This is a genomic window from Tsukamurella ocularis, from assembly GCF_965138335.1.
Classification (GTDB): Bacteria; Actinomycetota; Actinomycetes; order Mycobacteriales; family Mycobacteriaceae; genus Tsukamurella; species Tsukamurella ocularis_A.
Genome location: NZ_CBCSDV010000029.1, coordinates 35431 through 60148, shown reverse-complemented (window position 1 = coordinate 60148; position 24718 = coordinate 35431). Strand labels below are relative to the sequence as shown.

General features: G+C 70.9%; 20 protein-coding genes, 1 pseudogene and 1 riboswitch. Of the genes and pseudogenes, 10 read left to right on the top strand and 11 right to left on the bottom strand.

Annotated features, from left to right (window positions below; genetic code table 11):
- The 5 genes and pseudogenes from ACNAYW_RS20600 to ACNAYW_RS20580 all read left to right on the top strand — a co-directional run.
- The coding region (locus tag ACNAYW_RS20600; RefSeq protein WP_415851501.1) for an ATP-binding cassette domain-containing protein at positions 1 to 654 on the top strand (654 nt) is incomplete at its 5' end.
- Between the two features lie 41 nt (positions 655 to 695).
- Complete coding sequence (locus tag ACNAYW_RS20595) at positions 696 to 2894, top strand: malate synthase G (protein WP_415851500.1); 2199 nt, start codon at positions 696 to 698, stop codon at positions 2892 to 2894.
- 59 nt (positions 2895 to 2953) lie between these two features.
- The coding region (locus ACNAYW_RS20590; protein ID WP_415851499.1) for a spermidine synthase at positions 2954 to 3733 on the top strand (780 nt) is incomplete at its 5' end.
- Between the two features lie 10 nt (positions 3734 to 3743).
- Positions 3744 to 4350 (top strand): annotated as a pseudogene (locus tag ACNAYW_RS20585) (substrate-binding domain-containing protein); the annotation flags it as partial.
- A 23-nt stretch (positions 4351 to 4373) separates the two neighbouring features.
- Positions 4374 to 4847, top strand: a complete 474-nt coding sequence (locus ACNAYW_RS20580) for a hypothetical protein (protein WP_415851504.1) — start codon at positions 4374 to 4376, stop codon at positions 4845 to 4847.
- Between the two features lie 40 nt (positions 4848 to 4887).
- On the opposite strand, the gene ACNAYW_RS20575 is transcribed toward ACNAYW_RS20580, so the two are convergent.
- The gene (locus ACNAYW_RS20575; protein ID WP_415851498.1) at positions 4888 to 6831 is read right to left on the bottom strand and encodes an HNH endonuclease signature motif containing protein; all 1944 of its coding nucleotides are present in this window, start codon (positions 6829 to 6831) and stop codon (positions 4888 to 4890) included.
- Between the two features lie 398 nt (positions 6832 to 7229).
- On the opposite strand from ACNAYW_RS20575, the gene ACNAYW_RS20570 reads away from it, so the two are divergent.
- From ACNAYW_RS20570 to nhaA, 5 genes are all read left to right on the top strand, one after another.
- Entirely contained in the window at positions 7230 to 7481 is a 252-nt protein-coding gene (locus ACNAYW_RS20570; RefSeq protein WP_415851497.1) for an antitoxin, read from the top strand.
- A 189-nt stretch (positions 7482 to 7670) separates the two neighbouring features.
- Complete coding sequence (locus ACNAYW_RS20565) at positions 7671 to 8576, top strand: crotonase/enoyl-CoA hydratase family protein (RefSeq protein ID WP_415851496.1); 906 nt, start codon at positions 7671 to 7673, stop codon at positions 8574 to 8576.
- Positions 8573 to 10183 carry a class I adenylate-forming enzyme family protein gene (locus ACNAYW_RS20560; RefSeq protein WP_415851495.1) on the top strand — a complete coding sequence of 537 codons (1611 nt, stop codon included), beginning with the start codon at positions 8573 to 8575 and terminating at the stop codon, positions 10181 to 10183. Before ACNAYW_RS20565 ends, ACNAYW_RS20560 begins: the two co-directional genes overlap by 4 nt.
- Before the next feature lie 2 nt (positions 10184 to 10185).
- Positions 10186 to 10764, top strand: coding sequence for a TetR/AcrR family transcriptional regulator (locus ACNAYW_RS20555; protein ID WP_415851494.1), 579 nt, complete (start codon positions 10186 to 10188; stop codon positions 10762 to 10764).
- Between the two features lie 10 nt (positions 10765 to 10774).
- A complete protein-coding gene (gene nhaA / locus ACNAYW_RS20550) occupies positions 10775 to 12631 on the top strand; it encodes a Na+/H+ antiporter NhaA (RefSeq protein WP_415851493.1) in 1857 nt (618 codons plus the stop codon).
- 28 nt (positions 12632 to 12659) lie between these two features.
- Here the strand turns inward: nhaA and ACNAYW_RS20545 are convergent, their stop codons facing one another.
- The 10 genes from ACNAYW_RS20545 to secA2 all read right to left on the bottom strand — a co-directional run bounded on the left by ACNAYW_RS20545 (position 12660) and on the right by secA2 (position 24678).
- A complete protein-coding gene (locus tag ACNAYW_RS20545) occupies positions 12660 to 13967 on the bottom strand; it encodes a hypothetical protein (protein WP_415851492.1) in 1308 nt (435 codons plus the stop codon).
- A gap of 239 nt (positions 13968 to 14206) precedes the next feature.
- Complete coding sequence (gene gcvP, locus ACNAYW_RS20540) at positions 14207 to 17038, bottom strand: aminomethyl-transferring glycine dehydrogenase (RefSeq protein ID WP_415851491.1); 2832 nt, start codon at positions 17036 to 17038, stop codon at positions 14207 to 14209.
- A 56-nt stretch (positions 17039 to 17094) separates the two neighbouring features.
- Positions 17095 to 17201: riboswitch (glycine riboswitch) on the bottom strand.
- Between the two features lie 50 nt (positions 17202 to 17251).
- Positions 17252 to 18439, bottom strand: coding sequence for a macrolide family glycosyltransferase (locus ACNAYW_RS20535; protein WP_415851490.1), 1188 nt, complete (start codon positions 18437 to 18439; stop codon positions 17252 to 17254).
- A gap of 53 nt (positions 18440 to 18492) precedes the next feature.
- Positions 18493 to 19107 carry a MerR family transcriptional regulator gene (locus ACNAYW_RS20530; protein WP_068743038.1) on the bottom strand — a complete coding sequence of 205 codons (615 nt, stop codon included), beginning with the start codon at positions 19105 to 19107 and terminating at the stop codon, positions 18493 to 18495.
- A gap of 214 nt (positions 19108 to 19321) precedes the next feature.
- Positions 19322 to 19840, bottom strand: a complete 519-nt coding sequence (locus tag ACNAYW_RS20525) for a bifunctional nuclease family protein (protein ID WP_415851489.1) — start codon at positions 19838 to 19840, stop codon at positions 19322 to 19324.
- An 85-nt stretch (positions 19841 to 19925) separates the two neighbouring features.
- Positions 19926 to 20660, bottom strand: a complete 735-nt coding sequence (gene ftsR / locus ACNAYW_RS20520; protein WP_435594789.1) for a transcriptional regulator FtsR — start codon at positions 20658 to 20660, stop codon at positions 19926 to 19928.
- A 5-nt stretch (positions 20661 to 20665) separates the two neighbouring features.
- Positions 20666 to 21106, bottom strand: coding sequence for an oxoglutarate dehydrogenase inhibitor Odhl (odhI, locus tag ACNAYW_RS20515; protein WP_415851488.1), 441 nt, complete (start codon positions 21104 to 21106; stop codon positions 20666 to 20668).
- A 136-nt stretch (positions 21107 to 21242) separates the two neighbouring features.
- The gene (gene gcvH, locus ACNAYW_RS20510; protein WP_068525803.1) at positions 21243 to 21647 is read right to left on the bottom strand and encodes a glycine cleavage system protein GcvH; all 405 of its coding nucleotides are present in this window, start codon (positions 21645 to 21647) and stop codon (positions 21243 to 21245) included.
- A 90-nt stretch (positions 21648 to 21737) separates the two neighbouring features.
- Positions 21738 to 22364, bottom strand: coding sequence for a CDP-alcohol phosphatidyltransferase family protein (locus ACNAYW_RS20505; protein ID WP_415851487.1), 627 nt, complete (start codon positions 22362 to 22364; stop codon positions 21738 to 21740).
- A gap of 7 nt (positions 22365 to 22371) precedes the next feature.
- On the bottom strand, positions 22372 to 24678 hold the full coding sequence (gene secA2 / locus ACNAYW_RS20500) for an accessory Sec system translocase SecA2 (protein ID WP_415851486.1): 2307 nt from the start codon (positions 24676 to 24678) through the stop codon (positions 22372 to 22374).
- Between the last annotated feature and the right edge of the window lie 40 nt (positions 24679 to 24718).

The following is a 24718-nucleotide window of genomic DNA, read 5'->3' as shown; positions in this document are numbered from 1 at the left end:
CCGCCGCACCCTCCCCAGGGACCACCGCCCGGAGTCCCGCACGGCTTCCGCCTCGGCCCCGTCGACCTGACGCTGCGGCCCGGTGAGGTGACCTTCGTGGTCGGCGGCAACGGCAGCGGCAAGTCGACGCTGGCGAAGCTGATCTGCGGGCTGTACGCGCCGCGGATCGGCGAGATCCGCGCGGGCGGCGAGCCGATCGGCCCGCAGAACACCGAGTGGTTCCGGCAGCACACCACCGCGGTCTTCTCCGACTTCCACCTGTTCGACGACTACCTGGGCCTCGCGGCGGACGATCTGGACGACCGGGTGCGCGGGCTGCTGCACGACCTGGAGCTGGCGCACGCCGTCACGGTGCAGGACGGGAAGCTCTCGACCCTCGCCCTCTCGACGGGGCAACGCAAGCGGCTGGCGCTGCTGACCGCGCTGCTGGAGGACCGGCCGGTCTACCTGTTCGACGAGTGGGCCGCCGATCAGGACCCACGGTTCCGCGCCGTCTTCTACGACCGGATCGTCGCCGACCTGAAGGCGCGGGGGAAGACGGTGATCGTGATCACCCACGACGACCGGTACTTCGACCGGGCCGACCAGCTGGTGAAACTGGACTTCGGCCAGGTGGTCCCGGCGTCGGCGGCGATCGCGCGCGGAGTAACCTGATGGGCACTTAGTCACGTGCTACGAAGGGGTTGAAGTACTTCATGGTTGACACCGCCCGGACATCCGTCGCCGGCCTCGAGGTCGCAACGGTCCTCTACGACTTCATCAACAACGAGGCGCTTCCGGGTACCGGTGTAGATCAGAACGCCTTCTGGGCGGGCGCCGCGAAGCTCATCACCGATCTGGTGCCCAAGAACAAGGCGCTGCTCGCGACCCGCGACGAGCTGCAGGCCAAGATCGACGAGTACCACGCCGCCGCGCCCGGCCCCGTCGACTTCCCCGCGTACAAGCAGTTCCTCACCGACATCGGCTACCTGGTGCCGGTCCCCGAGGACCGCGAGATCACCACGTCGAACGTGGACACCGAGATCACCTCGACGGCCGGCCCGCAGCTGGTGGTCCCGATCCTCAACGCCCGCTTCGCGATCAACGCCGCGAACGCCCGCTGGGGCTCGCTGTACGACGCCCTGTACGGCACCGACGCCATCTCCGAGGCCGACGGTGCCGAGAAGGCGCCCGGCGGCAAGCCCGGCTACAACAAGGTGCGCGGCGACAAGGTGATCGCCTTCGCCAAGGACTTCCTCGACAAGGCCGTGCCGCTCGAGTCCGGCTCGCACGCCGACGTCGTCGAGTACCGCATCAACGGCACCGAGCTGCTGGCCACCGTCAAGGGCGCGTCCGGCTCCGGCGAGGACGCCTCGGTCTGCCTGGCGGACCCTGCGGCCTTCGTCGGCTACACCGGCGAGAAGGACGCCCCGTCGGGCATCCTGCTGCGCCACAACGGCCTCCACCTGGAGATCCAGATCGACGCCGCGTCGCCGATCGGCTCGACCGACCGCGCGGGCGTCAAGGACGTGCTCGTGGAGTCCGCGGTCACCACGATCATGGACTTCGAGGACTCGGTCGCGGCGGTCGACGCCGACGACAAGGTGGTGGGCTACCGGAACTGGCTGGGCCTGAACAAGGGCGACCTCGCGGAAGAGGTCAGCAAGGGCGGCAAGACCTTCACCCGCACCCTGAACCCGGACCGCGTGTACACCGCGACCGACGGCTCCGAGCTGGTGCTGCACGGCCGCTCGCTGCTGTTCGTCCGCAACGTGGGCCACCTGATGACCACCGACGCGATCCTGCTGGACGGCGAGGAGATCGGCGAGGGCATCCTCGACGGCATCGTCACCTCGCTCATCGCGATCCACGGCCTGTCGGGCGAGATCAAGAACTCGCGCACCGGCTCGGTGTACATCGTGAAGCCGAAGATGCACGGCCCCGACGAGGTGGCGTTCGCCGCGGAGATCTTCGCCCGCGTCGAGCAGCTGCTGGGGCTGCCCGCGCTGACCCTCAAGGTGGGCATCATGGACGAGGAGCGCCGCACGTCGGTGAACCTCAAGGCCGCGATCGCCGCCGCCAACGACCGCGTGGTGTTCATCAACACCGGCTTCCTCGACCGCACCGGCGACGAGATCCACACCTCGATGGTCGCGGGGCCCATCGTCCGCAAGGGCCAGCTCAAGGGCCAGACCTGGTACCCGGCGTACGAGGACAGCAACGTCGACATCGGCCTGCACGCGGGCCTGCAGCACAAGGCGCAGGTCGGCAAGGGCATGTGGGCCATGCCCGACCTGATGGCCGCGATGCTCGAGCAGAAGATCGCCCAGCCCAAGGCCGGCGCGACCACCGCGTGGGTGCCCTCGCCCACCGCCGCGACCCTGCACGCCCTGCACTACCACCTGGTGGACGTGTTCGAGGTGCAGAACGAGATCGCCAAGCGCGATCCCGCGTCGGTCGACGACATCCTCACCATCCCGCTCGCCCCCACCGCGAACTGGTCGGAGGAGGAGAAGCGCGAGGAGCTGGACGAGAGCGCCCAGTCGATCCTCGGTTACGTGGTCCGCTGGATCGACGCCGGCGTCGGCTGCTCGAAGGTGCCGGACATCCACGACGTGGCCCTCATGGAGGACCGCGCGACGCTGCGCATCAGCTCGCAGCTGCTCGCCAACTGGCTGCGCCACGGCGTCGTCACCGAGGACGAGGTCATCGAGGCGCTCAAGCGCATGGCGCCGGTCGTCGACCAGCAGAACGCCGGCGATCCGGACTACCGCCCGCTCGCGCCGGACTTCGACACCAACATCGCGTTCCAGGCCGCGAAGGACCTGATCCTGCTCGGCGGCACCCAGCCGAACGGGTACACCGAGCCGATCCTGCACGCGCGCCGTCGCGAGTACAAGGCCGCGAACAGCTGAGCGGTTCCGTCCCCGTGAGCGAAGCCGGGCCGGTCGTGATCGATGCCGATCGCGACCGNCCCGGCGCGTTCACGGTGCTCCTCGACGGCACGCCGCAGAGCTACGTCGACACGGGCGATCCCACCAACCTCGTCTTCGAGTACGTGCGCCGGATCGGCCACGTCATCGACCTGGCCCGGCCGCCCGGCGAGCCGATCACCGCCGTCCACCTGGGCGGCGGCGGCTGCACGCTCGCGCGGTACGTCGCGGCGACACGCCCGGGATCACGGCAGCAGGTGCTCGAGGCCGACCGCGCGCTGATCGACGCGGTGCGGGCGGCGGCGCCGCTGCCGAAACGGGAGCAGATCAAGATCCGCTGCGCCGACGCCGCGCAGGCCGCGGCCGTGCTGCCGCCGGGGATGCGCGGCACCGTCGACGTGCTCATCGTCGACGTCTTCGCCGGGGCGCGCACCCCGTCCGGCCTGACCACGGCGGAGTTCTTCGAGTCGCTGACGCCCCTGCTCGGCCCCGGCGCGGTGGTCGCCCTCAACATCGCCGACGGTGCGCCGCTGGCCTTCGCCCGGGCCGTGACGGCGACGGTGGCGCAGGTCTTCGGCGACGTGGCCGTCGCCGCGGAGCCGGGCGTGCTCAAGGGCCGCCGGTTCGGGAACCTGGTGGTGGTGTCCGGCGCCGTGCCCGATCTGCTGGAACGCGGTCTGGCCCGGCGGCTGGCGGGCGACCCGTTCCCTGGGACCGTCCTCTCCGGCGGAGCGGTCACCCGGTTCGTGGGCGGCGCGAAGCCTTTCACCAGCGCGAACGCACAGGAGTCTCCTATGCCGCCGCGTGGCGTCTTCGGGTAGGTTGCTCTCGATGGGATCACATCGTTCTGGAACCGGTTCCCGCGGGATCGCGCGCTGGCTGATCGCCGCGGTCGTCGCCGTCGTCGTGGTGGCCGCGGTCGCCGGCGCCATGGTCTGGCTGTCGGGCCGCTCGGAGCAGGAGGGCCGCGACGCGGCCGCCTCCTGCGTACGCGGCGACCTCGCAGTACGGGTGGCGGCCGCCCCGGCACTCGTCGGCCCGCTGCGGCGAGTGGCGGAGAGTTTCAACGCGAGCGGCACGGTCTCGGCCGACTACTGCCCGAAGATCGAGGTGACGGGGATCGACTCCCCCGTCGCGCTGGACGCGCTGTCCGGCACGTGGGATCCCAAGCTCGGCGCGGCCCCGTCGCTGTGGATCCCCGAGAGCACGGTGTGGACGGCGCGGCTCGCCGCCGCGAAGCCCGCCGAGCTGTCCGGTCAGCCCACGTCGATCGCCTCGTCGCCGGTGGTCCTGGCCGTGCGCGGATCCGCGCAGAAGTCCTTCGACGGGGTGCGCTGGCTCGACCTGCCCGCGCGGCAGGAACAGTTGCGGATCGCGCTGCCGACGGGCGCCGAGGCCGACGGCACGTACCTCGCGGCGCAGTCCGTCGCGGCCGCCGNCGGCCGCACGGCGGGGGCCGCGCTGTCCGACGATGCAGCGAAGAGCCCGGTGGTCACCGGCTCGATCACGCGGTGGGCGAAGGACGCCCCCAAGTCCACCACCGCGGGCGCCGCCCTCGACGCGCTGACCAGGCCCGGTGACGCGGTGCGCGCCGTGCCCGTCACCGAGCAGCAGCTCGCCGCGTTCGCGCGAGGCCGGGGCGAGGCCGCTCCGGTCGCGGTGTACCCGTCGGGTCCGACCGCCTCGGCCACGTATCCCGCGGCCGTTCTGGACCGCGAGGACACGACCGACGCCCACGACCGCGCCGCTGCCGACTTCGTCTCCTTCGTCACCCAGCAGGGCAACGCCAAGCCGCTGGCGGAGGCCGGTTTCCGGGTCGTCGGCGAGCCCGCGCCCGCGAAGACGGCATCCATCGCGTTCGGCACCGTCGAACCCCTGGCACCCGCGTCCAACGCCGCCGTCATCTCCCTCGCGGACACCCTGCACCGCCGCTGATCGACCGTCCCCGCACTGAGTGGACCACGGCGAGGAATGGTCAGAACGGCGGCGGGCCGGCGGACGACGGCGCGGGGCGCGCCGGGCCTGGCGCGCCGATCGCGGACGCGAGGTGCTCCTCGATCGTGCTGACGGGAGCGTTCGCGCGGTCCAGTTCGGCCTGCATCGCCGCGACGTTGCGCCGCCGCAACCGCTCCCGGCGGGCGTGCTCGCGCTGCAGGCGCGTCCGACCTCCCGGCCGGGTGTCGGGGTTGGTCGATGTCGCCGGTGCCGTCGCCTCCGGGACGATCCAGCGCACCCGTGTCAGATCGGGGAACAGCGCGAGCACGGTGCTGCTGGGGTCGACGATGTAGCGCCGTCCGTCCGGCGAGGTCCAGAGGATCCGTCCGTCCGCGAGCCGCGCGTCGATCCACGCGCCCGCGGTCTTGAGTCGGTGATGCGCCACGCACAGCGGCTGCAGCTGATCCGCGGACGTGCCGCCGCCCTCCTCCGGCGCGCGATGGTCGAACTCGCGCCGATGGTCGAGTTGAGCCCGCATCGCCGGGCGGGTGCAGTACGGAAAGACGCAGCGTGGGTGCACCATTCGCAGGTACCGCCGCAGATCGGCGGACGGCCGATACCGGCGACTCCCCCGCGCCGTCACGATCGCGTCGCGCAGACGTCCGGTGTTCTCCGGGCCATCCGGTCGTTCGATCCCTGACGCACCTCGACGTGGCCCCGGATCGCCTGGCGGGTGCGGGTGCGGGTGCGGGTCGGGATCGGGTGGCCCGCCCGGCGGATCAGCGTCGGGCGGATCACCCTCCGGCGGAACGTCATCGAAGCCCCAGCCGTCGCCGGGTCCGTCGTGTCCTTCCAACCGCACCACGATGTCCGCCCACACCGCTGCGAAGTCCAGCCGCCCGCGCGGACCGTTGTCGCCGATGCCCGTGGGCGCTTCCCCGCCCAGCGGGTCACGGTCGGCTGCATGCGAGTTCTCGCACCCGTCGATCCGCTGCCCGAAGGGCCGGATCCTCGCGTCCGCGCGGGCTGCGAGCTCGCGCGCGCGTTCCAGCGAGATCGCGCCGTGGCCGACCAGGTAGCCGAGATGGTGCTGCCAGCGACCCGTGTCGCCGTCGGCGAGCGGGGCGTCCGACTCAGTGCGCAGATCGAGCTCCGCATCCGACGCCGCATCGAGTCCCGCACCGTCGCGGGACGGCGTCTCGGGCGTCAGATCCCGCTCGTTGATGACGACGTTCACCAGCGTCACGAACCGGGTGATCACCCCGTCCGCATCCGGCTCGCCGTGGAAACGCGCCTCCCGGTAGCGACACTCGGGCGTCTGGCAACGGCAGCCGAGCGTGCTGTAGCCACGGGTGAGTTGCACCCAGCCGTCCGCGCGACGCTGCGGTAGCGTCCGCGGATCGGCGTCGCACACGGTGCCGGCGATCTCCTCGACCCGAGCCTCCACTTCGAGGGCGTCTTCCGCCGGCAGTAGGGCGAACACCGCGGCCATGCCGTCCTGCTCCGGACGGAAGGTCACCCGACGATCCGCCATCGCCGCCCGGCGCCGCCGTTCCGCGGCCTCCGCGTCGATCTGCTCGACGATAAGGTCCGCCACTTCCCGCAATGCGGGGAGCGAGAGCACCTCGTAGTCCACCGTCAACCGGTCGGCGAGGAGCTCGTCGAACCGCCGCACCAGCACGTCGTCGAGCGCCTGGGCACGCCGCAGCGCCGCCTCTCCCGCCTTCGGCGAGATCACGTTCTCCCCGATCAACGCGAACACCTTCGGCAGACGCTCGACGAATCCGGTCGCCGTCTCGATCGCGATCCGCGCGGCCGTGGATCCCAACCGCAGCAGTGTGGAGACCTGCGCCTCCACCGCCACGCCGGCGGCCGTCAGCCGGCGTCGGGCTTCCACCGCCTCCGCGAACCCGGCCGGCTGCGCCAGGTACTCGGCCTCGTCATCGGCGTACATCGCGCGATGCAGCGCGTACACCGCGGTCATCGTCCGGCAGTAGGCGAGCCCCTCCGACCGTCGCTGTTCGAACAGAACCTCCGCGATCGCACGCTCCCGACCCGCCGCCGCGACGAGCCCCGAAGGAATCAAATCCTCCGGTAGATCGTTTAGAATGGCCGTCGCCCCCATGAATCAATCATACATTCGTTCGAATGCGATCGCAAGACTGATTCGAACACAACTCGAATCCGGCCGGGGCCTGGTCGTCACCATCGCCGCCGCCCGCTGATTTGTCGCGTTCCTCCCCGATCGCCGGGAATCGAGGCGATCACAACCCGGCGGTGCCGCCGATCTCGGATACGGTGAACGAGGAACACAGACGTGGGCCGTCGCGGTGAAGCAAGGGCGACGGCGGCCGGCGAACGAGTCCATCGAAAGGTTGCATCATGGCGCTTCTCGACAAGATCAAGGAACTGCTCGGCAAGGACCCCGACCAGGTCAACAAGGTGATCGACAAGGCGGGGTCGGCGGCGAAGGGCAAGTTCGCCGGACACGAGGACAAGATCGACCAGGCCGTCACCAAGGTCAAGGACGTGGCCGGCGGAGGCGGCGCCACCCCGCCCGCAGGCGGCACAACCCCGCCCGCAGGCGGCGATCCGACACCCGGCACCCCGCCGCCGAATCCCCCGCAGAACTGAGCCTGCAGAACCGATCCGCACAGAGCCATCACCTCGGCTGAACCCGCGGAACCCAGCGCCCGTCCCGACATTCGGGGCGGGCGCTTCTGCATGTGTGGCACAGCGTTCCTTCATTGACAGTCTATACGGACTGTGAAATCGTTCGGTCGTCACCACGAGATCCAGTCACACCAGATCCAGGAGCGCCACATGTCCTTCACCACCGAGACCGTCGGCTACGAGGTCCGCGACCATCGCGCGTACCTCACCCTCAACCGCCCCGAGCGGCTCAACGCCATCACCGGACAGATGGGATTCGACATCGCCGCCGCCGTCGCGGAGGCCAACGCGGACGCCTCCGTCCGCGTCATCGTGCTGCAGGGCGCCGGCCGCGCCTTCTGCGCCGGGTACGACCTCAAGCTGTACGCCGAGGCCGGCGAGCACCACCAGGGCCGGACCTGGGACCCGATCGCGGACTACCGCATGATGAAGGCGAACACCGATCACTTCTTCTCCCTCTGGCGGTCGGCGAAGCCCACCATCGCGAAGGTCCACGGCTACGCCGTGGCGGGCGGCAGCGACATCGCGCTCTCCTGCGACCTGGTCGTGATGGCCGACGACGCGAAGATCGGCTACATGCCGGCGCGGGTCTGGGGCTGCCCCACCACCGCGATGTGGGTGTACCGACTGGGCGCCGAGAAGGCCAAGCGCATGCTGCTCACGGGCGACACCATCGACGGGGCGACCGCGAAGGACTGGGGGCTGGTCATCGACGCGGTCCCCGCGGACGAGCTCGACGCCACCGTCGAGCGGCTCGTCGATCGCATGGCCGGCGTCCCCACGAACCAGCTCGTCATGCAGAAGCTCATGATCAACCAGGCCTACGACAACATGGGACTGCAGAGCACGCAGAACATGGCCGTGCTCTTCGACGGGATCACCCGCCACTCGCCGGAGGGCCGGTGGTTCGTCGACTTCGCGCAGACCTACGACTTCGGTACGGCCGTCCAATGGCGCGACACGGGACGCTTCATCCCCGACGGTGGCGGCGACGTCCCGTCGCGCGACGAGATCGAGGAGATGAAGGCCGAGCTCGACGCGGCGGCGGGCCGATGACACCATCGCTGACCACGTCCTACTGGCCGGCCGACGACTCCCGGTCCGTGCTCGAGACCACTGTCGGCGACCTCCTGCGCGCCGCGGCGGCCGATGCGCCGGAGACGAGGGCTCTGGTCTCGATCGCGCCGGGCCGCGAGCCCCGCACCTGGACCTACGCCGAGTTGCTCGACGATGCCGAGCGGGCGGCGGCATGGCTGAGCGCTCGGTACCGGCCCGGCGACCACATCGCGGTGTGGGCTCCCAACATTCCCGAGTGGCTCGTCCTGCAGTACGGCGCGGCGTTGTCCGGGCTCGTGCTCGCCGCGATCAACCCCGCGCTCCGGGTCGGCGAACTCGCCCACGCACTCGCCACCGCGGATGCCGTCGGCGTCTTCTGCGTCGGCGAGCACCGCGGCACCGATATGAGGGCGATCCTGCGCGAGGCGCTGCCGCACGCCCCGCGGGTGCGCGCGACCACCGACCTCGCCGGCTGGCTCGACGAGGTCCGCGCCACGGACACCGGCGCCGGACTTCCCGACGTGGATCCCCACGGCCCCACTCAGCTGCAGTTCACGTCCGGCACGACCGGACCGGCGAAGGCCGCCGTGCTCTCGCACCGGGCGATGGTGACGAACGCCGCGTACGTCCGCGACCGCTGCGGCGCGACGCCGGGCGCCGTCTACGCGACCGCGCTGCCCCTGTTCCACACCGCCGGGTGCGGGCTCGCGGGTCTCGGTACGGTGCATCACCGCGGCACGCTGGTCCTGGCCGAGGTGTTCGATCCGGCGCTGCTCCTGGCGGCGATCGAGACGTACGGGGTAGAGGCGGTGGGCGGCGTGCCGACGATGCTGCAGGCCATGCTCTCCCATCCCGACGTGGAAGGCACCGACCTGTCCTCACTCACGACGATCATGTCCGGCGGGGACATGGTCCCGCCCGCCCTCGTCGACGGCTGGGCCGCCGTGTGCGGCGCGTCGATGAGTGCGGTGTACGGCCAGACCGAACTGAGTCCGATCGTCTGTCAGAGCGGCCCGGAGGACTCGCGGGAAGACGTCCTGCACACGGCGGGCCGCCCCTTGCCGAACGTCGAGGTCTCGATCCGGGACCCGCACTCGGGGGCGGTGCAGGATCTCGGTGCGCCCGGCGAGATCTGCGCCCGCGGCTACCAGACGATGCTCGGGTACTACGGCAGCCCCGAGGCGACCGCACGCACCGTCGACGCCGACGGCTGGTTGCACACCGGCGATCTCGGCGTCATGGACGCGCGCGGCTTCGTCACCGTGACCGGTCGGCTGAAGGACCTGATCATCCGTGGCGGCGAGAACATCTCCCCCGCGGAGGTCGAGGGCGTGATCGCCTCCCACCCCGCAGTCGCGCAGGCCGCCGTGTTCGGCGTCCCCGACCGCCACTGGGGCGAGACCGTGGCCGCGGTGATCACGGTGCACGGCGACGCAGCCCGGCCGACCGCGGGCGAACTCCACGACCTGGTGCGGCGGGCCCTCGCACCGCACAAGACGCCCACGACGTGGTTCGTCGCCCAGGAGCTGCCGCGCAACGCCATGGGCAAACTCCAGAAGTTCGCACTCCGTGACCGCTGGGCGAAGGGCGACCTGACACCATTGTGAGCATGTCGCGCGCGGAGCAGAAGGAACTCACCCGGGAGAAGCTGCTGGACGCCACCATCACCAGCCTGGTGACGCACGGCTACGCCGGCACCACCACCCAGCGGATCCAGGAGGCGGCCGGCGTCTCCCGGGGAGCCCTGCTGCACCACTTCGGGTCGAAGTCGGAGCTCCTGGTCGCCGCGATCCACCACGTCGCGGACGCGCGGCTGCGCCAGATGGCCGGTCTCTCCGCGGAATTCGCGGACAGCACGGACCCGCTCCGGGACATGGTGGCCGCGATCCGCTCCGCGATGACGGGCCCGCACTTCCAGGCGGCCCTGGAGTTGTGGTCCGCCTCGCGCACCGACGCGCAACTGGCCGCCGCGCTCCTCCCCGCGGAGCGCCGCCTCGGCGCGGAGCTCCGCGGGATCTTCGCCGAGTACTCGGGCATCGCCGACCCGACCGCGCGCGCCCTCGCCTTCGAGTCGCTGATGGCGCTCGTCCGCGGGCTCGAGGTCACCCGGCACCTGCGCGACGACGGCTCGATCGCGGACGCCGTCATCGAGAACTGGATGATCTCGGTCCGGCCCGATCGTCCGTAGGGTGTTCGTCATGCCGACCACCGATGCGTCCTCGAAACGGATCAGGGCGGGGGCCGACGCCGCGGTCGCGAAGCTGCGCACCGAATCCGGCAGCGCCCTCCTGCTGGTCGCCGTCTCCCTCATCGCGCTGGTGTGGGCGAATTCGCCGCTCTCCGATGCGTACTTCCACCTCTGGGAGACGCCGATCAGCGTGGACATCGGCGGCCTGCGGTACGACCTGAGCCTGCATCACTGGATCAACGACGGCCTGATGGTGGCCTTCTTCTTCCTCATCGGCCTGGAGGTGCGGCAGGAGTTCGCGGTGGGTTCACTGCGCGAGCGCAGCCGCGCGATGGTCCCTCTGATCGCCGGCCTCTCGGGCGTGCTGCTCCCCGCGGTGCTGTACCTCGCGATCGCCGGCGGGATCGCGCCGGCCGGGTGGGGTGTCGTGATCGGCACGGACACCGCTTTCCTGCTCGGCATGCTCGTGATCCTCGGACCGCGGATGTCGAGTCAGCTGCGCGTGTTCCTGTTGACGCTCACCGTCGTCGACGACTTCCTCGCCGTCGCGATCATCGGCACGGTCTACACGGAGGACCTGAACCTCGTCGCCCTGGCGATCGCCCTGGCCGGCCTCGCGCTCCTGTGGCTGGTAGGCCGGAGCGGACAGTGGCGCAGCGGCCCGTACGCCGTGATGATCGTGCTGATCTGGGCCGCGACGATCAAGTCCGGCGTGCACCCGTCCCTCATCGGCATGGCCGCCGGCCTCATGATCCCGTCGGCGAACCCCGAACGCGCCGATGTGGTGGCCGCCAAGCACCTCTTCCGCGACTACTGGCAGGCCCCCGCCGCCGGCGCGGCCCGGATCGTGGCGAGCGGTGTGCGCCGGTCGATCTCGGTGAACGAGCGCATGCACGAGTCGCTGCGCGGCACGGTATCCCTCGTCGTGGTTCCCGTTTTCGCGCTCGCCAACGCGGGCATCGACCTGCGCGGCGACGGCCTCGGCGACGCCCTGCGCTCGCCGATCACGTGGGCAGTGGTGGTGGGCCTCGTGCTCGGCAAGTTCCTCGGCATCACCGCGGGCACGTGGTGCTCCGTCCGCCTCGGGCTCGGCAGGCTCCCCGACGGTGTCGGTCCGGGCAGCGTGCTCGGCGGCGCCGCGCTGTCGGGGATCGGCTTCACGATGGCCCTGTTGATCATCTCGCTGGCGTTCGATGACGAACGCCAGGCCGAAGCGGCCACCGTCGGCGTGCTCATCGCCATGGTGCTGTCGCTGTTGTTGGGCTGGGCCGTGTTCCGGATCGCCCGGGTGCGGTGGGGCGAGACCTCCGCCGACCTGCCGATCACGCTGGAGCCGGCGGTGCACGGCGGCGACCACGCGATCGGCGAACCGGACGCCCCGTACACCGTGGTCGAGTACCTCGATTTCGAGTGCCCGTTCTGCGCCCGCGCCACCGGCATGGGGCGCGACCTGCAGGAGCACTTCGGCGACGACATCCGATACGTGGTGCGGCACCTCCCCCTCGAGGACACCCACCCGCACGCCTTCCGCGCGGCGGTGGCGGCGGAGGCGGCCGCCCAGCAGGGCGCCTTCTGGCACATGCACGACATGCTGTTCACGCACCAGGACCATCAGGAACCCGAGGATCTCCGACGGTACGCCGAGCAGATCGGGCTCGACCTGGACCAGTACGACGCCGCCGTCGCCGACCCCGAGCTGGCCGAGCTGGTCCGGCGGCACCAGCGCAGTGCGCACGACAGCGGCGCCCGCGGCACGCCCACGTTCTTCCTCAACGGGATCCGCCACCGCGGCCCGCACGACGCCCGCACCCTCATCGCGGCACTGGAGTCGACCGAGCTGGCCTCCGCGGCGCGCCGCAGATCCTGACGACGGCGCCCCCGGGGTCGTGTGTCGCTCAGGGATACCGGGCGGCCAAGTACCGCGCGAGGTCGGCCCGCACGGACGCGATCTGCTCGAAGTAGTAGTCGCCGCAGATGTACTGCGCGTCCCGCAGCGCCTCGAGTTCGGGCGCCTGCTCGAACCGGTGGTCGTAGTCGATCACGTAGTCATGGTCGTCCAGGCGGTGGAGCCGCCTCGACTCGGCCATCACCTCGCCCGTGACGATCGCGCGGTACGCCGCGGATTCCAGGAGGTCCGCCTCGGCCTGCTCGTCGTCGCGGTGGTACCCGATCTCCCGCGCCGCACGGTCCAGGATCGGGAGCAGCTCCGCGCGCGGCTCGGTGGCGGACGCCATCGCGAGCTCCGTCCAGGCCTCCCCCGCGGCCGGCAGATCCGCCACGATGTCCGCCGCCAGCTGCGGCACGTCCGCCGAGAAGATCACCCCGCGCCGATACCCCGCGATGAGCTCGTGGGCGCGCACCGTCGGGTCCCGGAAACGACGCTCCACGCCCGGAGTGAGCAGGCCGTCGTAGCGCACCGCGAAATCGGCTTCGATCGCCGCCCGGCGACTCTCCATCCGCCACCGGACGTCCGACTCGAGCAGCTCGGGATCCCGCGTCGTCACGGGCGGAGCGAGCAGCGCGACGGTCGCGAGCCGGACCATCGGGTCCGTGCTGCACATCGCCGCGTAGACGAGCCGCTCGACGACATCCGCCCGCTCCTCCTCCGGGGAGCGCGCGTAGCCGATCTCCCGGGCCGCCCGGTCGACGGTGCCGTCCAGCCCCGCTCCGCCCTCATGCGCGGCGAGCTCGGCCCAGGCCGGCGCACCGTCGGGCAGCAGGGGCGCCAGGTCGGCGGCGAGCCCCGGGACGTCCTCCGGCGGGATCAGGCCCCGACGGTACGCCGCGATCACATAGCGGGCCCGGACTACCGGATCCGCGAAACGGCTGTGCACGGCCGGTGGGAACGTCGCCGCCGGCACCCGCTGAGGGGGTCGCGGGGAGTCCTGCGCGGGAATCGACGGACGATCATCGCGGTGGCCGCGCCCGAGCGCCAGGAACTCCGGCGCACCGAAGACGACCGAGAGCCCCGCCCCGAGGCTCAGCTGGTCGACGAACGGCGACGGGTCGGAGACGAGCGCCTGCGTCAGGGAGGTCAGCGCCATCATCGTCCCGAGCCCGATGACGAAACCGATCACCTTGTCGCTCGTCGACGGTGCGAGCGTCGCCGAGTCCGTCACCGACGCGAGCACCCGATTCAGCAGGACGCCGACCACGACCGCGGCGACCAGACAGCCGGCGAGTCCCCATAGGAAGTCGATCACGCCGGCGCCCTCCGATCGACACGGTGGGTGAGCCGGGGAGATGCCTGCACACCGGAGACGCGATTCATGATCGCGAGTTTAGATCAACGGATACGTCCCGAGATTGCAGTGCGCACCCGGACACCACTGTCGGATTCTGTCCGTACCGGACACGGTGTCCGACTCGGACAGAATCCGAGAGTGCGGTGGCCGTTGGACACTCCCCCTCGGGCCCGGGGCCCGATGCCTCCCGGCAGGACCTACTCCGCGAAGGCCTCGATCGGCGGGCACGAGCAGACCAGGTTGCGGTCGCCGTAGACGCCGTCGATGCGGCGGACGGACGGCCACACCTTGGCGCGCGCGCCCCCGGACGGCAGGCCCTGCGGGTAGACCGCGACCTCGCGCGAGTACGGGTGGTCCCACTCGGTGACGAGGCACTCCGCGGTGTGCGGGGCGCCGCGCAGCGGGTTGTCGTCCACCGGCCACTCCCCCGACGCCACGCGGGCGATCTCGGCACGGATGGCGATCATCGCATCGCAGAACTCGTCGATCTCGCCGAGCGACTCGCTCTCCGTCGGCTCCACCATGAGCGTGCCCGCGACGGGGAAGCTCATCGTGGGCGCGTGGAAACCGTAGTCGGCCAGGCGCTTCGCGACGTCGTCGATGGAGACGCCGGTCTCCTTGGAGATGCCGCGCACGTCGAGGATGCACTCGTGCGCGACGCGACCGTTCTCGCCCGTGTACAGCACGGGGAACGAGTCGTTCAGGCGCGCCGCGATGTAGTTCGCGGAGGCGATCGCGGTCAGCGTCGCGTTGCGCAGGCCCGAGGCGCCCATCATCCGGATGTACGCCCAGGTGATCGGCAGGATCGACGCGGACCCGAAGGGCGCCGCCGAGATCGTGGGACCGGCGCCCAGGGAGGGCTCGAGCGGGTGCCCGGGCAGGAAGGGCGCGAGGTGGCTGCGGACGCCGATCGGGCCGACGCCGGGGCCGCCGCCGCCGTGCGGGATGCAGAAGGTCTTGTGCAGGTTCAGGTGCGAGACGTCGCCGCCGAACTTGCCGGGCCGGGCGAGCCCGACCAGCGCGTTCATGTTGGCACCGTCGACGTAGACCTGGCCCCCGGCCTCGTGGACCGCGCCGCAGATCTCCCGCACCTCGTGCTCGTACACGCCGTGCGTCGACGGGTACGTGATCATGATCGCCGCGAGCTCGTCGGCGTGCTTGGCGATCTTCTCCTTGAGGTCCGCGGTGTCCACGTCGCCCGACTCACGCGAGGCGACCACCACGACGCGCAGGCCCGCCATCACGGCCGACGCCGCGTTGGTGCCGTGCGCGGACGACGGGATCAGGCAGACGGTGCGGTGCGCGTCGCCGCGCGAGAGGTGGTAGTTGCGGATCGCGAGCAGGCCCGCGTACTCGCCCTGCGAGCCGGCGTTCGGCTGCAGCGAGACGTTGTCGTACCCGGTGATCGCGACCAGCCACTCCTCGAGCTGGGCGATCAGAGCGCGGATGCCCTCGCTGTCGGCGGCGGGCGCGAACGGATGCAGCCGCGAGAACTCCGGCCAGGTGATGGACTCCATCTCGGCCGTCGCGTTGAGCTTCATCGTGCACGAGCCCAGCGGGATCATCGAGCGGTCGAGCGCGATGTCCTTGTCGGAGAGCTTGCGCAAGTAGCGCAGCATCGCCGTCTCGGTGCGGTAGCTGTGGAAGGCCGGGTGCGTCAGGAACTCGGACGTGCGGGTCTCGATGTCCGACGGCGCGCTCTCGACCGGCCGCGCGTCGAACGCCGCGAGCACGGCGGCCACGTCCGCCTCGGTCGAGGTCTCGTCGAAGGCGACGGAGACGTGATCGTCGTCGACGCGCCACAGGTTGTACCCCGCCGCCTTGGCGGCGGCGAGCACGTCGTCCGCACGGCCGGGCACGCTCACCAGCACAGTGTCGAAGAAGTCCGCGTGGACGACGGCGTCGCCGAGGCCCGCGGCGAGCGCCGACGCGCGGGCGTGCACCCGCAGGGCGATCGCCTTGAGGCCCTCGGGGCCGTGGTAGCTCGCGTACATCGCGGCGAGCACCGCGAGGAGCACCTGCGCGGTGCAGATGTTGCTCGTGGCCTTCTCGCGGCGGATGTGCTGCTCACGGGTCTGCAGGGCGAGGCGGTAGGCGAGGTTGCCGTCGGCGTCGACGGAGACGCCGACGAGGCGGCCGGGGATCTGGCGCGCGTGCTTGGCGTGCACGGCGAGGTAGCCGGCGTGCGGGCCGCCGAAACCGAGCGGCACGCCGAAGCGCTGCGTGGTGCCGAAGCAGGCGTCGGCGCCCAGCTCGCCGGGAGGCGTCAGCAGGGTCATGGCCAGCAGGTCGGCTCCGACGGCGACGAGCGCGCCGCGCTCGTGGGCACCGTCGATCACGGCCTGGACGTCGGCGATCCGGCCCGACGCGCCCGGCGTCTGCAGGATGACGCCGAAGAACTCGCCCTCGGGCAGGCCGGTGGTCACGTCGTGGACCAGCACCTCGATGCCCAGCGGCTCGGCGCGGGTCTCGATCACGGCGAGGGTCTGCGGGAAGACGTCGCGGTCGACGACCAGGCGCGGGCTCTTGGACTTGCCGGCGCGGCGCAGCAGGGTCATGGCCTCGGCGGCGGCGGTCGCCTCGTCGAGCATGGAGCTGTTGGCGATCTCCATCCCGGTGAGGTCGGAGACCATGGTCTGGAAGTTGAGCAGGGCCTCGAGGCGGCCCTGGCTGATCTCGGGCTGGTACGGCGTGTAGGCGGTGTACCAGGCCGGGTTCTCGATGATGTTGCGCAGCAGCACCGGCGGGGTCAGCGTGTCGTAGTAGCCGAGGCCGATCATCGTGCGGTCCACGGTGTTGCGGTCCGCGAGGGCGCGGAGCTCCGCCAACGCCTCGTGCTCGTCGATCGGCGCGGGCAGCGCGCCGAGACCGTTGTCGGCCTCGGGATCGAGGATGGCCGAGGGGACGGCGGCGCGGGCCAGATCGTCGAGGCTGTCGACGCCGATCACGCGCAGGATCTGCTCGAGCTCGGTCGCGTCGGGGCCGATGTGGCGCGCGGGGAAGTTGCTCGCGGGAGTGCTGACGGACACTGGGGACCTCCGGGCCGGGTGCCCTCTCCCTCAGTCGCCGGCGGCTCCAGAGGCGCCCAACCCACGTGGTCCTGGTGCCTGAGAGATTGACGGAGAGGTGTTGCTCCTTCGGCGCCCGGGGCCCGTGCTCGACGGGTCCGCTGGGCTCTCCCACGCGGTGTTGCGACGCACGGAGATTCTAACGCATTTCAGTAGGACACCCGTACGGTGACGTCACGCCGGCAACCGGGACTCCACGACCTCCACCGCTGCGTCCAGTCCGCCCAGCTCGGCGAGCTCGGCCGCGAGCTCCTCCGCCCGTCCCGTCAGCGCCAGCGCCGCGTCGCAGGCCCGCCCCAGCGACGCGCCGGTCGGCTCCTCGGGGATCGGCACGGCGATCCCCGCCGCCGCGAGCATCGTCGCGTTCTCGAACTGGTCGGCGGCCTGCGGCGCGGTCACGACGGGCGTGCCGGTCAGCATCGCCTCGCTGGCGCCGCCCATGCCCGCGTGCGTGAGGAAGACGTCGGTCTCCTGCAGCACCGCGACCTGGTCGATCCACGGATGCACCTCGACGTTGGGCGGCACCGAATCGTCCGACGCCGTGACCGTCGCGGCGTCGGTCCGTCCTCCGACCTGCAGGATCACGCGCCAGTCGGGTCGCTCGGCCGCGAGGTCGCACGCCGCGCGGTAGGTGTGCGGCTGATCGGTGAAGGCGGAGCCGAAGGAGACGAGGAGCGTGGTCCGCTCGTCGTCGCTCGACGGTGCCCGGTCCGGCAGGCGCCGTGCCGGACCGGTGAACGTGTAGACGGTACGGTCGACCTTCTCGCTGTTCGGCTGCATCGACGGTGCGATCAGCACCAGCGACCGTTCCGGCTTGCCCAACACGTCCAGGCAGGGTTCGTCGATGCCGTACGAGGCGACCAGTCGGTCCTGGCGCGCCAGCATGTCCACGCCGCGCGGATCGGCGCGCAGCCCGTCGTAGAACTCCGCCATGTCCTCCTCGTAGCCCTGCCACGCCACGTACGTCGGCGAGACCTGCAACGTCGGGACGCCCCAGGTACGCGCCAGAACCACGCCCATCGCACCGGCGATGTCGTAGAGGATGAGATCGGGACGATCGTCCTCGTAGAGCGCGAACCACTGCGGGAGCTGGTTCTCGTACTCGTCGGCGAACACGGTGAGTTGGTCGATCACGTCGCCGACGAACGCCTCGTCGTCCCCCTCGGAGGCCGCCTCGCCGATCGCGGGGATGACGGAATCGTAGGGCTTGAGCTCCGCCCCGGTCGCCTCGATGACCCTCCGCATCGACGGATCATTGGCGTAGGTCACGCGGTGGCCCCGGCGGACGAGCTCCGCGATCAGGTCGAGCGCCGGGAGCACGTGGCCCGGGGCGGGAATGGAGAACATCGCGATGTGGGCCATGCCGCACACGCTAGGCCTCGGCCGGGCACCGGGGCGAACGGTTTTCTCGACGACTAGCCGGTGGCGCGGGCGCGGTTGCGGCGGCGCGAAGCCAGCTCGTCCTCGGGCGCGGATTCGGCGGCGACACCGTCGGCCCGCTCGCCCGGGAAGTCGGCGATGGTGCCGGTGAGCTCCCGCATCGCGCCCGAGACGGCGATGCCGAAGACGCCCTGGCCGTGTTGCAGCAGGTCGACGACCTCCTCGGCGCTGGTGCACTCGTAGACCGTGGTGCCGTCGGAGAACAGCGTGATCCGGGCCAGGTCCTCGACGCCGCGCTGGCGGAGGTGGTCGACGGCGACGCGGATGTTCTGCAGGGAGATGCCGGTGTCGAGCAGGCGCTTGACGATCTTGAGGACCAGCACGTCCTTGAAGGAGTACAGCCGCTGGGTGCCGGAGCCGCCCGCGCTGCGGATGGACGGCACGACGAGCGAGGTGCGGGCCCAGTAGTCGAGCTGCCGGTACGTGATGCCGGCGATCTGGCACGCGCTGGGGCCGCGGTAGCCGAGGAGCTCGTCCGGGATGGTGTCGTTCGGGAACAGGCCCGGGGCGATGTCGTCGAGCGAGCCCTGGGTGCCCACGGCGGAGTCCGCCTGCGGCGCGTTCTGCCCGGTGCCGTCCTGATCGGTCACTGCCGTCTCCCTCATGAGGTCCGTGCGCACTATCAGAGTACGCCTGCCGCGTGGAGGCCGTCGGTGTAATTCCCTCGGTGCCATTCCGCGGTGTTCGGCGTGAACGCTAGGGGGCCGACGGCGGCGAATCAACGCGACACACCGACACCCTCAAGTTGAAGTTGAGGTCGAGATCGAATCGTGACCTCGGGACGGCGCCGGATCCGCGCCGGCCTCAGGAGTCGCCGGGCGCCTTGAAGTCGTCCGCGGAGATGGAGTCGAGGAACTCCTTGAACGCCTCGACCTCCTCGTCGGCGGGCGGCTCCTCAGCGGATTCGGTTGCCTCCGAATCGATCTCCTCGTCCGGCAGCAGGAGTCCCGCCTCGGCGAGCACCTCCTCCTCCGCGAAGATGGGCACCTCGAGCCGCACGGCCATGGCGACGGAGTCCGACGGCCGGGCCGAGACGGTCTGGTCACCGTCGAGCACGAGGTCGGCGAAGTACGTGCCCTCCTGCAGCCCCGTGATGCGCACCTCGGTGACGGAGCGCCCCAGGGTCTCCAGCAGGTCCACGATGAGGTCGTGGGTGAGCGGGCGACGCGGCTCGACGCCCTGCAGCTTGATCGCGATCGCGGTGGCCTCGCTCTGGCCGATCCAGATGGGCAGGTACCGGGGACCCGAGACCTCCCGCAGGAGCAGCACGGGATCGTTCTGCGGCGGGTCCATCCGGATGCCCGCGACGGTCATCTCGATCATGGTTCCAGCTTACCGGCGCAACAGCGGGATCGAGCGCGGACGCCCCGTTGCCGGGGAGCGAAGCGACTCGGGCCCCGCGCCGGCGTCAGCGCACCGCATCCTTGACGGCGGCCTTGACCAACTGGGTGTGGAAGGTGACCGAGAGGGCGGCGAGTTCGCGCACCAGCTCGGCCGCACGCTCCGCGGCCCCCGCGTCCCCGCCGCGAGCGACGGGGTTGGCGATCTGGGCGATGAGGCCGGCCTCGCGGTCGGCCGAGGTCTTGAAGGCGCGCAGGTGCCGCGCCTCCAGGCCGTACTCGGCGAGGGCCTTGGCCGCCTGCACCAGCGCGACCGCGTCCTCGTCGAAGAAGCCGGCCTTGCCGGAGGTGAGCAGCGCCGAGCGCTCCAGCTCGCGCAGGAAGGCCTCGTCGGCCCCGGACCGGGCGAGCAGATCGGCGCGGCTGATCCGGGTCTGCCGGCGCGCCGAGAAATCGGTGGCGGGCGCCGTCTTCGACGACACCGCCGCGAGCGCGCGGGGCGCACGCGGAGCGGGGCCCTCGACGGCCTCACCCCGATCGTGCGCGTCGAGCTGCTCCTTGATGATCTTCAGCGGCAGGTAGTAGTCGCGCTGCGCGGTGAGCACGTACTTGAGCCGCTCGCAGTCCTTCGGCGAGAACCGCCGGTACCCCGACGGGGACCGGTCGGGTGTGACCAGCCCCTCCGACTCGAGGAATCGGATCTTGGAGATGGTCACGTCCGGGAACTCGTCACGAAGGCGTTCGAGGACGGCCCCGATCGACATCGCGCTCGGGGCCGCCGATTCCTGGCGTGGGGCCGTCACTGGGGTCAGCCGGCCGCCGGGACGAAGAAGACCAGGCGGAACTTGCCGATCTGGACCTCGTCGCCGTGCGCGAGCGGCGACGCGTCCACCGGCTCGCGGTTGACGTACGTGCCGTTCAGGCTGCCCACGTCGACCACGGTGAAGCCGCCCTCGACCGAGCGGAACTCCGCGTGCCGACGCGACACGGTCACGTCGTCGAGGAAGATGTCGCTATCGGGGTGGCGACCCGCGGACGTGGTCTCCTGGTCCAGCAGGAAGCGGGAACCCGCATTCGGGCCGCGCTTCACCACGAGCAGGGCCGCGCCGGCCGGGAGGTTGTCGAGGCCCTGGACGGGCGCATCGTTCTCGGGGCCGCCGGAGGCGTCCATCTCGCGGATGATGTCGGCGCGGAACACCGAAGTGGTCTCAACGGGGGCCGATTCGTTGCCCTGGTCGTTCTCGCTCACATCGCTCCTTCGTCAGTGATTACTGCACAGGTCTGTAGTTCACGACACCTGATGGACGTACGGTCCACGGTACCGCGCCCGGCGCCTCGGAGGCGGCCGGATTCGTCGGCTCTAAAGCCGTTCTAAGGAAAGGCGTTCACGCCTCGGCGGTCAGCGCTTTGTACGCGTCGGCGTCGAGCAGCTCGCCCAGGGCGGCCTCGAGGTCCTCGGGGGACGCGGCCTCGATCTCGACGATCCAGCCCTCGCCGTACGGATCCGAGTTGATCAGGTCCGGGCTCGAATCGAGCTCGCCGTTGATCGCGACGACGGTGCCGGACAGCGGCGCGTAGATGTCGGAGACGCTCTTGGTCGACTCCACCTCGGCGAACGAGTCACCCGAGGCGACCTCGGCGTCGTCCTCGGGCAGCTGCACGAAGACCACGTCACCCAGCTGATCCTGTGCGAAATCGGTGATCCCGATCCGCACCACGGTCTCGCTCTTCTTCAGCAACCACTCGTGATCGGGGGTGTACAGCAGTTCTCCGGGAAAGCTGGCACTCAACGTGGACGTCCTTTCGCGAGGGCTGAGCGGGGCCGCGCAGCGGATTACAACTTAGTGGGCGGCATGAGGATTGAGCAACACACCCCCTGATTACCGCACCCGGGGCAGGTCACGCACCACCAGCACCGTCTGCCACCAGTACAGCACCAGGGTCCACCAGTACATGCCGAGGCCCCAGATGAGGAACGCCCAGCCCAGCGGGTGCATCACGGCGCCCAGCCCGTTGTCGAAGGTGCCGGCCAGGAGCATCGGCAGGGCGTACATGAGGGCGAAGGTCGCGGCTTTGCCGAGGTACAGCGTCGGCAGCGCGGTGATGCCGCGGCTGCGCAGGAAGGGCACCGTGCCGGCCAGCACCACCTCCCGGCCGATCAGCAGGCCGATGACCCACCACGGCAGGATCCCGCGGATGCCGAAGGCGATGGGGACCGCGATCATGTAGAGCCGGTCGGCGGCCGGGTCGAGCAGCTCACCCAGCCTCGTCTGCTGATCGAGCAGCCGCGCCAGCTTGCCGTCGAGCCAATCGGTGAACCCCGACACCATGAGCACCACCAGCGCCCAGGCGTCGCTGTGCTCCACGAGCAGCAGCCAGAGGAACAGCGGAACGCCGAGCAGGCGGAGAATGCTCAGGGCGTTGGGCACGTTCAGCGGGCTCGGGGGCCCGCCCGGGGCCGACGGTGCGCCGCCGGCCTCGGGTGCGGACCGCCCGGTTTCGCTCACGCCCCGCTCAGATCATCCCGAACATGTTCGCCATGCCCTTCGTGGCGAACGGGTTGTCGTGGACCATGTACGTCCAGGTCAGCGTGTTGCGTCCCAGGTCGGCCCCGTCGAGATCGATCCCGTCGTCGGTGATCTCGGCCTCCCGCAGCGTCTCCCGGGCGCGGCCGACGGCCTCCTCGGGGAGCTTGCGGAACTCCTCGATCACCAGGCGGTGGAACTCGTCGAGCGGCGACTGGCGGCCCAGGGCGCGCAGGTGGATCGTCGTCTGCACCTCGGAGACGAAGGCCAGGTGCTCCGCCCAGGTGCGGTCGAGGTGGTACAGGAAGGCCTCGCGGGCCGCCTGCTCGAGCACGTCGTCGTCGATGCCCGCCTCGCGCAGCTCGGCGAGTCGTTCGGGCTCGAGCTCGGCGAAGTCCGTGAGCGGCCGGTCGGTGGTGAGCAGGGTGTGCCGCCGCGCCATCACGAGGTCGCGCTGCTGGTTGACCAGCTGGTTGTAGCGCCAGGTGTTGGCGTGCGTCTCGAGCATGCCGCCCTCGGCGACGCGCTGCGCCGAGTCGAGCAGGTCGGCGGCCTTGCCGCTCGGGAACTCCCCCGTCTCGGGATCGGCGCCGCCCGGCGGCCGGCTGCGCGGCAGGTGCCGCTCCACGATCGGGTCCTCGACGGACGCGAAGATCACCGAGGTACCGGGGTCGCCCTGGCGGCCGGCGCGGCCGCGCAGCTGCTGATCCAGGCGCTCGGTGTCGTGCAGGCCGGTGCCCACGACGGCGAGGCCGCCGAGCTCGGCCACCTCGTCGTGCTCGGGGCTCTCGTCGCCGGCGTCGTGGCCGCCGAGCTTGATGTCGGTACCGCGGCCCGCCATCTGCGTGGAGACGGTGACCGCGCCCTTGGTGCCGGCGTCGGCGATGATCCGCGCCTCGTCGGCGTCGTTCTTGGCGTTGAGGACCGTCGCGATCACGCCCGAGATCTTGAGCATGTGCGCCAGCTCCTCGGACTCGGCCACATCGTGCGTGCCGATGAGCACGGGCTGGCCGGTCTCGTGCACCTCGCGCACGTAGTCGACGATCCCGGCGACCTTGTTGCCCTTGTTGTCGTAGACGCGCATGGGCTGGTCGACGCGGATGTTCGGCGTGTTCGGCGGGATCTGCGAGACGCCCAGGTCGTAGAACTGGCGCAGCTGCTCGCCGGCCGCGATCGCGGTACCCGTCATGCCGCAGACGAGCGCGTAACGCTGCAGGAGCGCCTGGACGGTGATGGTGTCGATCACCTCGCCGGAGTCGGTCTGCGAGAGGCCCTCCTTGGCCTCGACCGCCGCCTGCAGACCGTCGGGCCAGCGCTGCAGATCGGCGACGCGGCCACGGGAGGCGTTGATGAGCTTCACCTGGCCGTCGCGCACGATGTAGTGCACGTCGCGCTCGACGAGCGCGTAGGCGTGCAGTGCGATGTTGACCTGCGGCAGCGTCGACGCGACGTGCAGGTCGGAGTACAGGTCGATGCCGCCGAGCTCCTCCTCGACGAGCGCGGCGCCGTCGTCGGTGAGGAAGGCGGACTTGCCGTCCGCATCGATCTCGTAGTGCTTGCCCTCGCGCAGCCGGGCCACGACCTCCATGATCGCGGCCTGCGGCACGTCGCCCTTGACGGAGCCGGCCAGCACCAGCGGGATCAGTGCCTCGTCGACCAGCACCGAGTCGGCCTCGTCGACGATCGCCACGTCGGGCTTCGGGGAGAGCAGGTCCTCGGCGCGCGTGGCGAGCTGATCACGCAGCACGTCGAAGCCGATCTCGTTGACCGAGCCGTAGACCACGTCCTTGGCGTAGGCCTCGCGCCGCTCCTCCCGCGTGGAGGTCTCCGCGACGTAACCGACGGTCACGTCGAGCAGGTCGAAGAAGGGCTTCATCCACTCCGCGTCGCGCCGGGCGAGGTAGTCGTTCGGAGAGATCACGTGCACGGACCGGCCGGAGAGGGCCATGCCCGCGGCGGCGACGGCCCCGGCGAGGGTCTTGCCCTCGCCGGTGGCCATCTCGACCACGTCGCCCTCGAGGAGCCGGTCGGCGCCCTGCAGCTGCACGTCGAAGGGGCGCAGGCCCAGGGCGCGGTCGGCACCCTCCCGGGCGATCGCGATGAACTTCGCGCGATCGTCCGACTTGGCGGCGTAGACGTCCAGCGCCAGCGCGGCGTCGGGGAACTCCTCGTCGGAAAGCCCCTGCGCCCACTCGTCGAATGCGGCGGACTGCTCGATCAGCGCGACGGACCGGGACTGGTTCCGTGTGCTCTGCGCGCCGAGCACCTTCCACATCTTGTTGCTGAACCTGCCCACCGGACCTCCGCACTGACATCACGCACTGTGAATCGTTCGA